At 64.1% G+C, this 13,596-nt stretch carries 14 protein-coding genes; 3 read left to right on the top strand and 11 right to left on the bottom strand.

All coding sequences use genetic code 11. From position 1 onward, the window contains the following. Position 1 precedes the first annotated feature (1 nt). The 4 genes from DCO48_RS01105 to DCO48_RS01090 form a co-directional block, all read right to left on the bottom strand. Entirely contained in the window at positions 2-799 is a 798-nt protein-coding gene (locus tag DCO48_RS01105) for an ABC transporter permease (protein ID WP_116548785.1), read from the bottom strand. Continuing rightward, positions 786-1,619, bottom strand: coding sequence for an ABC transporter permease subunit (locus DCO48_RS01100; protein WP_116548861.1), 834 nt, complete (start codon positions 1,617-1,619; stop codon positions 786-788). Before DCO48_RS01100 ends, DCO48_RS01105 begins: the two co-directional genes overlap by 14 nt. A gap of 5 nt (positions 1,620-1,624) precedes the next feature. Then, positions 1,625-2,431, bottom strand: a complete 807-nt coding sequence (locus tag DCO48_RS01095) for an alkaline phosphatase family protein (RefSeq protein WP_116548784.1) — start codon at positions 2,429-2,431, stop codon at positions 1,625-1,627. Positions 2,432-2,544: 113 nt separating this feature from the next. Next, positions 2,545-3,609 (bottom strand): ABC transporter substrate-binding protein, encoded by a 1,065-nt coding sequence (locus tag DCO48_RS01090; RefSeq protein WP_116548783.1) that lies wholly within the window; start codon positions 3,607-3,609, stop codon positions 2,545-2,547. A 357-nt stretch (positions 3,610-3,966) separates the two neighbouring features. On the opposite strand from DCO48_RS01090, the gene phnR reads away from it, so the two are divergent. Continuing rightward, positions 3,967-4,680 carry a phosphonate utilization transcriptional regulator PhnR gene (gene phnR, locus DCO48_RS01085; RefSeq protein ID WP_116548782.1) on the top strand — a complete coding sequence of 238 codons (714 nt, stop codon included), beginning with the start codon at positions 3,967-3,969 and terminating at the stop codon, positions 4,678-4,680. Here the strand turns inward: phnR and DCO48_RS01080 are convergent. From DCO48_RS01080 to minC, 7 genes are all read right to left on the bottom strand, one after another. Further along, on the bottom strand, positions 4,677-6,818 hold the full coding sequence (locus DCO48_RS01080; RefSeq protein WP_371919477.1) for a mechanosensitive ion channel family protein: 2,142 nt from the start codon (positions 6,816-6,818) through the stop codon (positions 4,677-4,679). The two genes, phnR and DCO48_RS01080, sit on opposite strands and share 4 nt — an antisense overlap. A gap of 82 nt (positions 6,819-6,900) precedes the next feature. Continuing rightward, on the bottom strand, positions 6,901-7,065 hold the full coding sequence (locus DCO48_RS22650) for a hypothetical protein (protein ID WP_165840713.1): 165 nt from the start codon (positions 7,063-7,065) through the stop codon (positions 6,901-6,903). A gap of 125 nt (positions 7,066-7,190) precedes the next feature. After that, a complete protein-coding gene (locus DCO48_RS01075) occupies positions 7,191-8,480 on the bottom strand; it encodes a M18 family aminopeptidase (protein WP_116548781.1) in 1,290 nt (429 codons plus the stop codon). Positions 8,481-8,666: 186 nt separating this feature from the next. Next, positions 8,667-9,302 (bottom strand): RluA family pseudouridine synthase, encoded by a 636-nt coding sequence (locus DCO48_RS01070; protein ID WP_116548780.1) that lies wholly within the window; start codon positions 9,300-9,302, stop codon positions 8,667-8,669. Positions 9,303-9,397: 95 nt separating this feature from the next. After that, positions 9,398-9,652, bottom strand: a complete 255-nt coding sequence (gene minE / locus DCO48_RS01065) for a cell division topological specificity factor MinE (protein ID WP_065760412.1) — start codon at positions 9,650-9,652, stop codon at positions 9,398-9,400. A 3-nt stretch (positions 9,653-9,655) separates the two neighbouring features. After that, positions 9,656-10,468: a septum site-determining protein MinD gene (minD, locus tag DCO48_RS01060; protein WP_116548779.1), complete on the bottom strand. Its 813-nt coding sequence runs from the start codon at positions 10,466-10,468 to the stop codon at positions 9,656-9,658. A 96-nt stretch (positions 10,469-10,564) separates the two neighbouring features. After that, entirely contained in the window at positions 10,565-11,323 is a 759-nt protein-coding gene (minC, locus tag DCO48_RS01055) for a septum site-determining protein MinC (RefSeq protein WP_116548778.1), read from the bottom strand. Between the two features lie 111 nt (positions 11,324-11,434). Here minC and DCO48_RS01050 point away from each other — a divergent pair, with 111 nt between their 5' ends. Then, entirely contained in the window at positions 11,435-12,364 is a 930-nt protein-coding gene (locus DCO48_RS01050) for a lipid A biosynthesis lauroyl acyltransferase (RefSeq protein ID WP_116548777.1), read from the top strand. Between the two features lie 64 nt (positions 12,365-12,428). Beyond that, on the top strand, positions 12,429-13,592 hold the full coding sequence (locus tag DCO48_RS01045; RefSeq protein WP_116548776.1) for a patatin-like phospholipase family protein: 1,164 nt from the start codon (positions 12,429-12,431) through the stop codon (positions 13,590-13,592). Positions 13,593-13,596 lie beyond the last annotated feature (4 nt).

Genomic DNA, 13,596 nt, shown 5'->3' with positions numbered 1-13,596 from the left:
CTCAGCGGTTGTCCTTGTTCAGGCGGTTGGCAGCCCAGGTCAGTACCAGGACGAAGAAGAAGTAGGAAATCACCAGCGCGCTGTTGAAGTGCCCGCTGCTGTTGCGCATGTTGTTCAGGTACACCTGCAGCGTCTCGTAGCGGGTGCCGACCAGCAGGTTGGCAAACACGAACTCGCCGAACAGGAACGAGAACGACAGCAGCAGGGCTACCATCAGGCCCTTGCGCAGGTTCGGCAGCACTACCAGGAAGGCGGCCTGCCAGGTGCTGGCACCGAGCAACTGGGCGGCGTCCATCAGGTCGCGCAGGTTGATCGCCTGCAGGTTGTTGGTGATCGCCCGGTACATGAACGGCAGGGCCACGGTGAAGTAGCAGCCGATCAGGATCCACGGCGTACCGACCATCGCCATCGGCCCCGAGCCATACAGTTGCAGCAGACCCACCGACGACACCACCGGCGGCACCGCGAAGGGCAGCAGGATCAGAATGTTCATCAGCGCGTCGAGCCTGGGGAAGTGGTAATGCACAACGAACAGCAGCGGCAGGATCAGCAGCACCGACAGCAGCAGGGCGCCGACGCAGACCAGCAGCGACTGGCCAAAGGCGGCCAGGAAGCGTGGGTCGCTCCACAGCGCCAGGTACCACTTGAAGGTCAGCCCGCTGGGCAGCAGGCTTGCCGACCAGCTGGTGGCCAGCGAGTAGAGCAGGGTGCCGGCCAGCGGCAGCAGCAGGATCACGAACAGGCAGTAGACCACCACGCGGTGGTACAGGCTCGACGAGCCGGGTTCAGCGCGCGACATGGTAGCTCCGCTTCAGTAGCCATTGATGGACCAGGGTCACCAGGCTCATCAGCCCGACCAGGATGATCGCCAGCGCACTGGCCAGGTTCGGGTCCAGGGAAATATCGCCGGCCACCAGCGCGGCGATGCGAATCGGCAGCACGTTGAAGTTGCCGGTGGTCAGCGCATACACCGTGGCGTAGGCGCCCAGGGCATTGGCCAGGAGGATGACGAAGGTGCCGAGCAGCGCCGGGGTCAGCACTGGCAGGCCGATATGCCGCCAGTAGGCCCAGGCGTCGGCGCCGAGCAGCGCGGCCGACTCGCGCCAGTCCTCGCGCAGGGCGTCGAAGGCCGGGTAGAGCAGCAGCACGCCGAGCGGGATCTGGAAGTAGGTGTAGAGAATGATCAGCCCGGTTTTCGAATAGAGGTTGAAGTCTTCGATGATCCCGGCCTGTTTCAGCAGCAGGGTCAGCGCACCGTTGAAACCGAGCAGGATGATGAAGGCGAAGGCCAGGGGCACCCCGGCGAAGTTGCTGGTCATGTTGGCGAACGCGTTGACGAAGTCGCGCAATCGCGAGTCGACCCGGCGCAGCGAGTAGCTGCCGAGGATGGCGATGAACAGGCCGAACACGCTCGACCAGAAACTGATTTCCAGGCTGTGCTGGATCGCCTGGCGGTAGAACTTCGAGCTGAAGATCTTGCTGAAATTGTCCAGCCCCCAGCCGTTTTCGGCCTGCACGCTGTGGATGGCCACCCAGACCAGCGGGGCGATCTGGAAGATGATGAAGAACACTGCGAAAGGCAGCAGGCAAAGCAGCGCCAGCCGTTTGCCGCGTTGGATCGAATTCACGTGAGCAGCTCCCGGCAGACCGGTTTGTCATGGGCTACGCCGAGCAGTTCGCAGATGGTCCCGCACAGCTCGGTTTGCAGCGGTTTGGCCGCCGGGTCGAGGCTGAACCCGGCGCCGAAGACGAACAGTGGCACTTCGCGCTCCTCGGCCAGCAGGCCATTGTGCGAGTGGTCGTTGTTCATGCCGTGGTCGGCAGTGATCAGCACCTGGTAGCCGCTGTCGAGCCAGGTACGCAGGTAGTTGGCGAGGATGATGTCGGCACTGCGCGCACTGTTGCGGTACTGGCTGCTGTCCAGGCCGTGCTTGTGCCCGGCATCGTCGATGTTCATCGGGTGCACCAGGAGAAAGTTCGGCGCGTGCTGGCGGCGCAGGTACTCGGCGTCGGCGAACAGGTGCGAGTCGGGGTAGTGATCGGCGTAGTAGAACAGGCCGTGCTGGATCGGTAGCTTGGGCGCGTGGGTGTGGCGGTCGCGCAGCGGCTCGAACGGGCTGCGGTTGTACAGCTCGCTGACCCAGTGGTAGGCCGCTGCGGCAGTGTTCAGGCCGGCGTCGCGGGCGTAGTGGAAAACGCTGCGTTCGCTGGACAGGCGGCTGACGTTGTTGTGCACGATACCGCTGTCGATCGGCGTGACGCCGGTAAGGATGCACTCGTACAGCGGCCGTGACAGCGCTGGCAGTTCGCATTCCAGGCGGTACAGGGCGGCGCGGTCGGCTTCGACGTAGGCATGCAGGTGGCCCATGGCATGGTGGGCGACCTGGTAATTGAGGCCATCGAGCAGGACCAGGATGACGTTGTGGTTCATGGGCGCTCCGGAGCTTTAAGCGGCAAGCCGCAAGCTGCAAGCTGCAAGTAAAAGCGGATGGGGGTGGGGCATGCTTTTTCTTGCGGCTTGAAGCTTGCCGCTTGCCGCTGCTGTTATTCCATCTCGATGATGACCTGCTCCTGCCACTGTTGCGGCAGCTTCTTCGACGTCGCTTCCCAGGCAGCGGCATCCTTGATCGGCTGCACAGCCTGGTACTGCTCGTTCGGCAGCAGCTTGGCCTGCACATCGGCCGGCAGCTTCAGGTGCTCGGCACGGATTGGCCGGGCATGGCCCTTGGCAAGGTTGATCTGCCCGGCATCGCTGAAGATGTACTCACGGGCCAGCTTGGCCGCATTCGGGTGCTTGGCGTACTTGTTGATGATGGTGGTGTAACCGGAGATCACCGAGCCATCGGACGGAATCAGCACTTCGAAACGCTTGGGATCGATCTGCTCGCGGTAGCTCAGGCCGTTGAAGTCCCAGACCACGCCGACTTCGATCTCGCCCTTCTCCAGGGTTTGAATGGTCGGGTTGGCCAGCGACAGGCGCTTCTGTTGGGCCAGCTTGGTGAACAGTTGCAGGCCCGGGGCAATGTTGCTTTCGTCGCCTTTGTAGGCAATGGCTGCGGCCAGCACGCCGTTGGCCGCCTGTGCCGCCGTACCGACGTCACCGATGGCTACCTTGTACTTGCCTTTTTCCAGGTCGTGCCAGGTTTTCGGAATGTCTTCTTCCTTCACCAACTGCTTGTTGACGATGAAGGCGATGGTGCCGGTATAGGCCAGCGCCCAGTGTCCGTCCTTGTCCTTGGCCCAATCGGGGATCTGCTCCCAGGTGCTGGGCTTGTACGGCTGGGTGACGCCCTTGGCCAGCGCAATCGGTCCGAAGGCTGCACCGACGTCGCCGATATCGGCGCTGGCGTTGTCTTTCTCGGCGTCGAACTTGGCCACTTCCTGCGCCGAACTCATGTCGGTGTCGGTGTGTTTCAGACCGTACTTGGCGGCCAGGTCTTCCCAGGTGCCTTTCCAGTTGGCCCAGGCATCGGGCATGCCCACGCTGTTGACGGTGCCTTCCTTGCGGGCGGCCTCTTCGAGGGCTTTGAGGTCAGGGCCGGCGGCCATGGCCGAGGTGCAGAACGCGATGCTGGTGCCTAACAGTGAGGCCAGGAAAAGCTGTTTCATCCGAAGCTCCTTTTTGGGTGCCGTGCAAAACACTGAAGGGGTAGAACGACGTTGCGGTGCAGTTGGTCTAGGTCAGCAATACCTGAGCCAAGGTAGGCCCGTTGCATGACAATTTGATGTCTGCAAGACAGTTCCGGGTGCTGTCGCTGGCCCTGGAAATACAGCGTAGACCAGATTCAAGTGCTTGATCCGCAAGGTCTTGGCCGCGCATTTGCAGGGCGTTACGACGACCGTTGGGCGGCGCTGTCATCTGTCGTTCATCTGCATTGCCTAGGCTTGCAGCATTCACCGGCCGCTCGCCGTTGCGCCATTTTGGTTCACGACACAGGCTGGACTAGTCCAGATAGGTAACCTTTGATGCGTGCTCTGCCACCCCGCGCAGTAACAGCCATCTGCCACGCCTTGCAGGAGCAGATCGAGCACGGCTTGCTGACGCCCGGCTGCAAGCTGCCGGCCGAACGCAAGCTCAGCGAGGTGTTCGACACCACCCGGATCACCCTGCGCGAGGCACTGGTGCAGCTGGAAGCGCGCGGGCTGATCTATCGCGAAGAACGGCGCGGCTGGTTCGTTGCGCCGCAACGGCTGACCTACGACCTGATCCAGCGTAGTCACTTTCATGCGATGGTCCGCGACCAGGGGCGCCAGCCGAGTACCGAGCTGCTTTCGGCGCGGCTGGTCCCGGCCGCGGCGGCGATCTGCGCGCGGTTGCAATTGCCGGCGTTATCCAGCGTGATCCAGATCTGCCGCCTGCGCCGCATCGACGGGCGCGCGGTGCTGTACGCCGAGCACTACCTGAACCCGGAGTATTTCCCCGGCATCCTCGAACAGGACCTGAGTCAGTCGCTGACGGAAATCTATGCCCGCCACTATGCAATCGACTACGGCCGGGTGCGTTTCGAGATCCTGCCCACGGCGCTGCCGGTGGCGGCGGCCACGGCCTTGAAGGTCTCGGCGGGAAGCCCGGGCCTGCATATCACCCGGGTCAACAGCGACCAGCACGGGCGGCTGATCGATTGCGATCTTGAATACTGGCGCCATGATGCGATCCGCATCGGCGCCGAGGCGGGTTAAGCCTCGCCGTTGGCCGGTGCGGCGACGTCCCTGGCCGCGCCGGCGCCACCGCCGGCCGTCACCACCTGTACCGACAGGCGCGGGGTAGCGAGGTCCAGGCCGGCTTCGTCGAGCTTGCGCTTGAGCGCCAGGTTGAATGCGCGAGAAACCTCCCACTGCTTGATCGGCGCCGTCTTGAAGCGCGCCCGCAGCACCGCCGACCCCGACTCGAAACTCTCCACGCCTTGCAGCTCCAGCGGCGACCAGATGTTGCGCCGTTGCAGCGGGTCGTTGCGCATCTTCTGCCCGACGTCGCGGATCAGCGTGATTGCCTGGTCGATGTTCATGCTGTGCGGGATGGCAATGCGGAAGATTGCGTAGCCGAACTCGCGCGAGTAGTTCTTGATGCTCTTGATTTCGCTGAACGGGATGGTGTGGACGATACCGTCGATATCGCGCAGGCGCACGGTGCGGATGGTCAGGCCTTCGACCGTGCCGAGGTGGCCGCCGACGTCGACGTAGTCGTCGATGGCCAGTGAGTCCTCGATGATGATGAACAGCCCGGTGATCAGGTCGGCCACCAGCGACTGTGCACCAAAACCGATGGCCAGACCGATCACCCCGGCACCGGCTAGCAGCGGGGTGACGTTCATGCCCATGTTGGCCAGGGCGACGATCACCGCAATGATGAAGATCGCCACGAACAGCACGTTGCGGATCAGCGGCATCATGGTTTGCGCGCGGGTGTTGGCCAGGCCCTTGCGCGAGCGGGTGAGGGCGTGGTGTACGGCGGTGTCGGCGAGAATCCACACCAGCCAGGCGGCGATCAGCGTGCCGACCAGGCCGAACAGGCGTACGGCAATGTCGTGGCCATCACCCTCGGCAAAGCCGATGATCGAAAAGCCCCACACCCGTAGCCCGAGTTCGATGAACACCAGCCAGATCAGCAGGTGCAGCAGGGTGTAGCCGAAGCTGCGCAGGCGCTCGGCGTACACCGCCTGACGGCGCTTGGCCCGGCGCGGTTTGGTCGCGGTGCGGCGCACCAGGCCGTTGACCACCATGCACAGCACCACCAGCACGGTGCACATCAGCGACTGGCGCAGCGCGGTGCTGGTGTCGCCAGCGGAAACGAAGGTGGCGACCAGGGAAATCCCCACCAGCACCATCGCTGGCAGGTACCAGAAGCTGCCGAGGATCTCGATGGTGTCGCTCAGCGCACGCCGGGTGAGCCGGCGTGACAGGGGCTGGTTGCGGATCAGGTGGGCAATCGGCCGGCGGAACCGCAGGATGAATACCCCGCTGGTCAAACCGGCGAGGATGTTGGCCAGGGTTGCCAGGCTGTGCGCGAGGTGATCGCCGAGGGCGGCGGACATGCGCGGGTCGTTCATCGCTTCGCCGAATGCGGCGAAGCTGCCGATCAGCCACAGCGGGCGGAAGGCACGGTGGCGCAGGATGTACAGGGCGCGGTGGCGGTGCGGGCCGTCGAGCAGGGAGAAGGCGATCACGCAGATCGCCGAGAAGCAGGTGCCCACCACCAGCGCATAAGCCAGCACCATGGCCATGGACTTGCCCAGCGACGACGGCAGGGCGAAGCTCAGGTACACGGTGATCACCAGCGCCACCAGCCATGGCCCGAGCTTGCGCAGGGCGAAGCGCACCAGGTCCCAGGTACGCGGGTTCTGTGGCAGCTCCTCGGTCAGGCCGAAGCGCAGTCGCAGCTGGTGGCCGACCCAGTTCAAGGCGTAGGCCAGCAGGCTCCAGAGGGCAATGATGGCGGCGAAGCCGAACAGGATCGGTGGCCACTCCTGGAGTGGCACCACGCGGGCGGAGAGTTCGATTTGCGCCAGTTCCAGTTCGCGTTGCCAGCGGGTGAACGGGCTGGCTTCGCCACTGAACTGTTTTTCCAGCTCGCCGAGGGTGCTGCCGATCAGGCCGAGCACGCCTTGTTCGGCGGACGGTTGTGCTTGTCTGGTGCTGTCGCGGAGTTTTTTCAGGTCGGCCAGCAGCTTGGCCCGTTGCTGGTCGTTTTCCAGGTTCTTGATCACCTCGTCCAGCGACTGGCTGAGCGGCTCGTTGGCCTCGGCTTGCGGCTTGCTGCCGCCCAACAGGCCGGGTAGCCCAACCGCCTGGGCTTGGCCGAGGGGGGTGAGCAGGAGCATGAACAACAGGGCAAAGCTGCGCAATAGGGCGGACACCGGACGATCAACCTCGACAATCAATCGTGCGAGTGTAGAGCATTTGTCAGGCCAGTTTCTCGAGGATCTTCCAGACCATGATGCCGAGGATGCCGAGCATGCCGATCCACATCATCAGCACGCCGCTGTTGCGCTCGCGCATGCTGAAGCCGATGGTCAGCAGGATCAGGCCGGCGATCACCGGGAGGAACATCATTTGAAACTCAGACATGCGCAAGGTCCTTGCTCGGCGTGTGGGGCGATGGGGCAAGCATAGGCCGGATTCGCCGGGACGGGGTTGATGGAGGTCAGGCACCGTCCCTGTAGGAGCCGGCGTTGCCGGCTAAGCTGTTCAGCTCAAGGCAGATCGCGGCTGCGATAGAACGCCGTCAACACCTTCACCAGGTGCGCCAGGTCATGGCTACCGCACAGCTCGCGGATCGAGTGCATGGCGAAGGTCGGCAGGCCGATGTCGACGGTACGCACACCCAGGTGACTGGCGGTGATCGGGCCGATGGTCGAGCCGCAACCCATGTCGCTGCGCACCACGAAGCTTTGTACTGGCACTTCCTCGGCCATGCACAGATGGCGGAAGAACCCGGCAGTTTCGCTGTTGGTAGCGTAGCGCTGGTTGTTGTTGACCTTGATCACCGGGCCGGCATTGAGCTTCGGCCCGTGGTTGCCGTCATGCTTGTCGGCATAGTTGGGGTGTACGCCATGGGCGTTGTCGGCCGAAACCAGCAGCGAGCGCTGGATGGCCCGGACGAAATCGTCGCCATCGGGCAGCAGCCGGCGCAGGGTCTGCTCAAGCATCGGGCCGTCGGCACCGCAGGCCGAGCAGGAGCCGACTTCTTCGTGGTCGTTGCACACCAGCACGCAGGTTTCGTCGCTGTCGGCACTCAGCAGTGCCTGCAGGCCGGCATAGCACGACAGCAGGTTGTCGAGGCGTGCGCCGGCGATGAAGTCGCCATGCAGGCCAACGATGGCGGCGTCCTGGGTGTCATAGAAGCCCAGCTCGTAATCGAGCACGACGTCGGCGTTCAGGCCGTGTTCACGGGCCAATTGCTCGGTAAGCAGGGCGCGGAAGTCGACCCGCTCGTCGCCGGCCACCTGCGCCAGGATCGGTGGCAGCTCAAGCTGCGGGTTGATCGCCCAGCCTTCGTTGGCGGTGCGGTTGAGGTGGATGGCCAGGTTCGGGATGACGGCAATCGGCAGCTTGAAGTCGATCAGTTGGCTTTCGACCTTGCCGTCGCGGCGGAAGGTGACGCGCCCGGCCAGCGACAGGTCGCGGTCGAACCAGGGGGCGAGCAGGGCGCCGCCATAGACTTCGACGCCCAGTTGCCAGAAGCCCTGGCGTTGCAGCTCGGGCTGCGGCTTGACGCGCAGGCACGGGCTGTCGGTGTGGGCGCCGACCAGGCGGATGCCGTCGAGCAGCGGCGAGTGTTTGCCGAGCTTGAAGGCGATGATCGAAGAGTCGTTGCGGGTCAGGTAATAGCGACCGCCGGCCACGGTGGCCCAGCTGTCGCGTTCGTCCAGGCGTTGATAACCGGCGGCTTCGAGGCGCTGGGCCAGGGCGGCGGTGGCATGGAACGGCGTGGGGGAGGCCTTGAGGAAGTCAATCAGGCCTTGATTCAGGGCGTCGCGCATAAGTCACTCCAGACAGCTGTGGCGCGGAGTTTAACGTATGGTCGCCGGTTTGTGACGCCGGGGATGCGTGGCAGAGCCTTCCTACAAAGATTTCACTTCTGTATGTAGGAGTTTGTGGGATTGGTCTGTGCGGTAGTTGAAAAGCATCGCGATCCGACGCGTCCCGCGATGCCTTTGATCTTCAGCCTAGAACGGTGCCGGACACTCGAAGCGCAGCCGCTCGCCACTCACCGGATGGGTAAAGCTGAGCATGCTCGCATGCAGGCATAGCCGCTCATGGGCCGCCAGTGCCTCGGGGTACGCATACAAGCGATCCCCCAGCAGCGGATGGCCGATCGACAGCATGTGCACGCGCAACTGATGCGAGCGCCCGGTAATCGGCGTCAGTTCCACCCGGCAGTAATCGCCGCAGCGCTCGACGATGCGCCAGAAGGTCAGCGCATGCTTGCCCTGCTCATGGTCCACCACATGCCGCGGCTTGGTCGGCGGGTCATAGCGCAGCGGCAGGTCGATACTGCCGCTGTCCAGTTCCGGTTGGCCCCAGCACAGCGCGGTGTAGGCTTTTTCGGTTTCGCGGTCATGGAACTGCCGCGACAGCTCGCGATGACTGTCGGCATCGCGGGCCAGCAGGATGATCCCCGAGGTTTCCCAGTCCAGGCGATGGACGATCAGGGCATCGGGGTAGCCGTTTTCCTGCAGGCGGGTGATCAGGCAGTCCTTGTTGTCCTCGGCCCGGCCGGGCACGGACAGCAGCAGGGTGGGCTTGTTGACCACCAGCACAGCGGCATCCTCATGCAGGATGTGAACGTTCGACAGCGGCATTGCGTGTTCTCTGCAAACGCCAACGGCGACGGTCGAACCCGGGCCATGAAGCCCGAGCCCGGCCGCCGCCGTGGCTGGTTACCCGAATGCGTCGATCAACGATCGGGCAGGGTGATGTTCAGTTCCAGGATCGAGCAGCTGCCCTGGTTTTCCAGCGCGACCTGCACATCATCGTTGCCGATGTTCACGTACTTGCGGATCACCTCGACCAGCTCTTTCTGCAGGGCCGGCAGGTAGTCCGGGGTGCTACGCTGACCGCGCTCGTGCGCCACGATGATCTGTAGACGCTCTTTCGCGACCGAGGCGGTGCTTACTTTTTTGCTGGCACGAAAGAAGTCAAAAAGGTTCATTTGTTAGTTGCCTCCAAACAGGCGCTCGAAGAATCCCTTCTTCTGTACGTCGAGGAACCGATGTTCCACGGTTTTGCCCAGCAGGCGGTCAACGGTATCGCTGTAGGCCTGACCTGCATCGCTCTGGTCGTCGAGAATTACCGGGACGCCCTGGTTGGATGCCTTGAGCACCGCCTGGGATTCCGGGATCACGCCCAGCAGCGCGACCGAGAGGATTTCCTTGACGTCTTCGACGCCAAGCATCTCGCCCTTGCTCACACGCTCTGGATGGTAGCGGGTGATCAGCAGGTGTTCCTTGATTGGGTCTTCGTTGCGTTCGGCGCGGCGCGATTTGCTCGCCAGCAGGCCGAGCATGCGGTCCGAGTCACGTACCGAGGAAACTTCCGGGTTGGTCACGACGATGGCTTCGTCGGCGAAGTACATCGCCAGGTGGGCACCCTTCTCGATACCGGCCGGCGAGTCGCAGACCACGTAGTCGAAGTTTTCCTTCAGTTCCATCAGGACCTTTTCCACGCCTTCCTGGGTCAGCGCGTCCTTGTCACGGGTCTGGCTGGCGGCCAGTACGAACAGGTTCTCAAGGCGCTTGTCCTTGATCAGGGCCTGTTGCAGGTTGGCTTCGCCGTTGACCACGTTGACGAAGTCGTACACCACGCGGCGTTCGCAGCCCATGATCAGGTCGAGGTTACGCAGGCCGACGTCGAAGTCGACGATGACCGTCTTGTGGCCACGCAGTGCGAGGCCGGTACCGATAGCGGCGCTGGTGGTGGTCTTACCCACACCACCCTTGCCGGATGTAACCACGAGAATCTTGGCCAAGGTGTATCACCCCTAAAGAAAAAGGACTTCACGTCCCAAAAAATACAAACACGGCAACATATGGAAAAGTTGCGCGGAAAATGGCGGCAGTATCCGTTAAAGACGTGTGATGTTCAACACGTCACCGGACAGGCTGACCTGCACCCCGGCGCCCCACAGCGGATCGCGGCGCAGATCTTCGGACACCTTGTATTGCCCGGCAATCGAAACCAGTTCGGCGGTCATCTGCTGGCAAAAGATCCGCGCCTTGGTGTTGCCCTTGATCCCGGCCAGCGCGCGGCCGCGCATCGCGCCGTAGACATGGATGTTGCCATCGGCGAGAAGTTCCGCACCCGGGCTGACCGAGGCGATCACCACCAGATCGCCACCCTGGGCGTAGATCTGCTGGCCGCCACGGACCGGCGTGGTGATGATCTTGGTCGGCTTGATGGTCGGTTCCGGTGGCGGCGGCGGGGTAGGCGCCGGCTCAGGCTTCTTCACCTCGGGCTCCGGCTCCAGCGGCCGCTCGCGGGCGCCGGACGGCGGCAGCACCGGCAGGTCGATGGCGATGGCGGCAGCAATGTCCTCGATGCGGCTGGCGCGGATCGCCAGGGTGCGCAGGCCGTGATGGCGGCAGACGCGCATCAGCCCCGGCAGGTCGATCGCGCCTTCGCCGGCCGGGAGTTTGTCCAGCGCCAGTACCAGCGGGGTATTGCTGAAGAAATTCGGCGCTTGGGCAACCTTGGTCGCCAGCTGTCGATCGAGGCCTTCGAGGTTGTTCTGCGCAAGTTCCAGCACGGTGATGGCGAGCATGCTGCCCTTGAGCTGGAACACGGGTTCTTGGTCTGGCGTCTGGGTTTGGCTCATGGTCTGCATCGGGCGGCTTGTTACGAAAAAGTGCCCAGACTTATAACGAGAACGCCGGTTAGCCGCAACCCGCACCGAACCGTTGTAGAATGCGCGGCCATTGTCTTTCCGGAATCTTGAATGGATCGCCCGCGTTTTCGTCCGTACTTTCTACACCCGCGTTTCTGGCCGCTGTGGCTGGGGCTGGGCCTGCTGTGGCTGATCGTGCAGCTGCCGTACCGGGCTTTGCTGGTGCTCGGCCGTGCCCTCGGTGCGCTGATGTACCGGGTTGCCGGCGAACGCCGCTATATTGCGGCGCGCAACCTGGAGCTTTGCTTCCCGGCATTACCGTCCGTCGAGCGGACCCGTTTGCTGAAGGAAAACTTCGCCTCCACCGGCATCGCCTTCTTCGAAATGGCCATGAGCTGGTGGTGGCCAAAGGCCCGATTGGCGCGCCTGGCACACATCGAGGGTCTGGAGCATCTGCAGGCGGCGCAGCGTGATGGCCAGGGTGCCATCCTGATGGCCCTGCATTTCACCACGCTGGAAATCGGCGCAGCGTTGCTCGGCCAGGAGCACACCATCGACGGCATGTACCGCGAGCACAAGAACCCGCTGTTCGACTATGTCCAGCGGCGTGGCCGCGAGCGGCACAACCTCGATTCGCTGGCGGTGGAGCGCGAGGACGTGCGAGGCATGCTCAAGCTGCTGCGTTCCGGTCGGGCCATCTGGTATGCGCCAGACCAGGACTACGGCGCCAAACAGAGCTTGTTTGTGCCGTTGTTCGGCATCGAGGCGGCCACGGTAACCGCGACCACCAAGTTTGCCCGGCTGGGCAAGGCGCGGGTGATCCCGTTCACCCAGGAGCGGCTGGCCGATGGCAGCGGTTATCGTCTGGTGATCCATGCACCGCTGGAGGACTTCCCGGGGGCGACCGAAGAAGCCGACTGCCTGCGGATCAACCGCTGGATCGAAACCGCCTTGCGCGCCTGCCCGGCGCAGTACCTGTGGGCGCATCGGCGTTTCAAGTCGCGTCCGCCGGGGGCGCCGCGGCTTTACGAAAAACGCTGAGGACGCCATCGCGGGACGCGTCGGGTCGCGATAGCCGCACCACCAACACCCAGGGAGGATCGCAATGCCAGCAGCCCCACCCATCACCGGCCTGATCCTCTCCGGCGGCGGCGCCCGTGCCGCCTATCAGGTCGGCGTGCTGGCCGGCATCGCCGATCTGCTGCCGCCTGGCGCCGCCAACCCGTTTCCGGTCATCGTCGGCACCTCCGCCGGCGCGATCAACGCCGTCACCCTGGCCAGCGGTGCCCTGCATTTTCCCGAGGCCATCCGCCGCCTCACGGCCTTCTGGCAGGGCTTTCGCAGCCACCAGGTGCTGCGCAGCGACTGGCCCGGGGTGATCCGCCAGGCCAGCCGCTTCGTCGGCCATAGCCTGCTCGGCCTCGGTGCCCAGGCGCCGGTGGCCCTGCTCGACAGCTCGCCACTGCGCACACTGCTCAACGACCACCTCGATCTCGACGGCATCGGCCATGCCATCGAACAACAGCAACTGCGCGCCGTGGCAGTGACCGCCTTCGGCTACGAATCCGGCCAGGCCGTGACCTTCTATCAGGGCAAGGGCGCCATCGACCCCTGGCTGCGCCACCGGCGTATCGGCATGCCCACCCGGCTGAGCGTCGAGCACCTGCTGGCCAGCTCGGCGATTCCGCTGCTGTTTGCGCCGATCAAGCTCGGCCAGGAGTACTACGGCGACGGCGCGGTACGCCAGTCGGCACCGATCAGCCCGGCGTTGCACCTGGGTGCGAGCCGGGTGCTGGTGGTCGGGGTCAGTGGCAACCCGCACCAGCCGGCGCCGGGTGATGGACAGCAACGGATTTTCAGCGGCGTGCAGCCCAGCCTTGCACAGATCGGCGGGCACCTGCTCAACAGCACCTTCATCGACAGCCTGGAAGACGACCTGGAGCTGCTGCAACGGCTCAATTACCTCAGTCATCTGCTGCCAGCCGATCTGAACAAGCGGCGCCTGGGCATGGCCCCGGTGGAGGTGCTGGTGGTAGCGCCCAGCCAGCCGCTGGACGAAATCGCCGCCCGCCACCGCCGCGAACTGCCGGCGGCGCTGCGGGTATTCCTGCGCGGGCCGGGGGCGACCAAGACCAGCGGCGCCGGCGTGCTCAGCTACCTGCTGTTCGAAGCCGGCTATTGCAGCGAGCTGATCGAGTTGGGCCGGCGCGATGCCCTGGCCAAGCGCGAACAGCTCTGCCAGTTCCTCGGCCTGCCCGCGCCAGCTTGAGCGC

The organism is Pseudomonas sp. SDI (assembly GCF_003105155.1).
GTDB lineage: Bacteria > Pseudomonadota > Gammaproteobacteria > Pseudomonadales > Pseudomonadaceae > Aquipseudomonas.
Note: the sequence above shows the minus strand (reverse complement) of the source record. Positions and strands in the feature narration are given on the sequence as shown.

Bases quoted from the DNA above. Each gene is read 5' to 3' on its own strand.
- DCO48_RS01045 (WP_116548776.1), top strand. From the start codon at position 12,429: ATGCCAGCAGCCCCACCCATCACCGGCCTGATCCTCTCCGGCGGCGGC.
- DCO48_RS01105 (WP_116548785.1), bottom strand. From the start codon at position 799: ATGTCGCGCGCTGAACCCGGCTCGTCGAGCCTGTACCACCGCGTGGTG.
- minC (WP_116548778.1), bottom strand. From the start codon at position 11,323: ATGCAGACCATGAGCCAAACCCAGACGCCAGACCAAGAACCCGTGTTC.
- DCO48_RS01095 (WP_116548784.1), bottom strand. From the start codon at position 2,431: ATGAACCACAACGTCATCCTGGTCCTGCTCGATGGCCTCAATTACCAG.
- DCO48_RS01080 (WP_371919477.1), bottom strand. From the start codon at position 6,818: ATGCTCCTGCTCACCCCCCTCGGCCAAGCCCAGGCGGTTGGGCTACCC.
- minE (WP_065760412.1), bottom strand. From the start codon at position 9,652: ATGAACCTTTTTGACTTCTTTCGTGCCAGCAAAAAAGTAAGCACCGCC.
- DCO48_RS01090 (WP_116548783.1), bottom strand. From the start codon at position 3,609: ATGAAACAGCTTTTCCTGGCCTCACTGTTAGGCACCAGCATCGCGTTC.
- DCO48_RS22650 (WP_165840713.1), bottom strand. From the start codon at position 7,065: ATGTCTGAGTTTCAAATGATGTTCCTCCCGGTGATCGCCGGCCTGATC.
- DCO48_RS01075 (WP_116548781.1), bottom strand. From the start codon at position 8,480: ATGCGCGACGCCCTGAATCAAGGCCTGATTGACTTCCTCAAGGCCTCC.
- phnR (WP_116548782.1), top strand. From the start codon at position 3,967: ATGCGTGCTCTGCCACCCCGCGCAGTAACAGCCATCTGCCACGCCTTG.
- DCO48_RS01070 (WP_116548780.1), bottom strand. From the start codon at position 9,302: ATGCCGCTGTCGAACGTTCACATCCTGCATGAGGATGCCGCTGTGCTG.
- DCO48_RS01050 (WP_116548777.1), top strand. From the start codon at position 11,435: ATGGATCGCCCGCGTTTTCGTCCGTACTTTCTACACCCGCGTTTCTGG.